Origin of the sequence: Stenotrophomonas maltophilia group sp. RNC7, from assembly GCF_030910085.1 — a bacterium.
In the GTDB taxonomy this organism is placed as follows: domain Bacteria; phylum Pseudomonadota; class Gammaproteobacteria; order Xanthomonadales; family Xanthomonadaceae; genus Stenotrophomonas; species Stenotrophomonas sepilia.
On record NZ_JAVFVN010000089.1, the window covers coordinates 1 to 524 of the forward strand.

1 protein-coding gene is annotated in these 524 nt (G+C 55.7%); it reads left to right on the forward strand.

Annotated elements, in window-relative coordinates; genetic code table 11:
* Positions 1 to 524 (forward strand): asparagine synthase-related protein (locus tag RCF13_RS00860; protein ID WP_308140728.1); only part of this gene is annotated, 524 nt, incomplete at both ends.

Below are 524 nucleotides of genomic sequence, written 5' to 3' on the forward strand. Positions count from 1 at the left end.
CGGCGCAAGCTGGATAGTGCGGCGCTGCTTGAGTATTTCACGTTCCAGAATATTTTTACCAATCGAACGCTGCTCGATGGCGTCAGCATGTTTCCCGCAGGGTATTACGGCGTGCTGGACTTCGCCACGACCAAGCCGCAACTTAAGCTCGCGCAATACTGGGATTTCAATTTCAAGGAGCCAGCGTCGCCCAAGCCGGACGAGGAATACCGGGAAGAGCTACGCAGGCTGTTCAACCAAGCAGTCAACCGGCAATTGGTGACCGACGTCGAACTGGGCAGCTATTTGAGCGGCGGCATGGATTCGGGGTCGATAACCGCTATCGCCGCGGCTTCGCATCCCTATATCAAGACGTTCACCTGCGGCTTCGACCTGAATTCCGCGTCAGGCATCGAGCTGGGATTCGATGAGCGTAGCAAGGCCGAGTACATGTCGTACTACTTCAAGACCGAGCACTATGAAATGGTGTTGAAGTCCGGCGATATGGAACGGGTCCTGCCCAAGTTGGCCTGGCATCTGGAAGA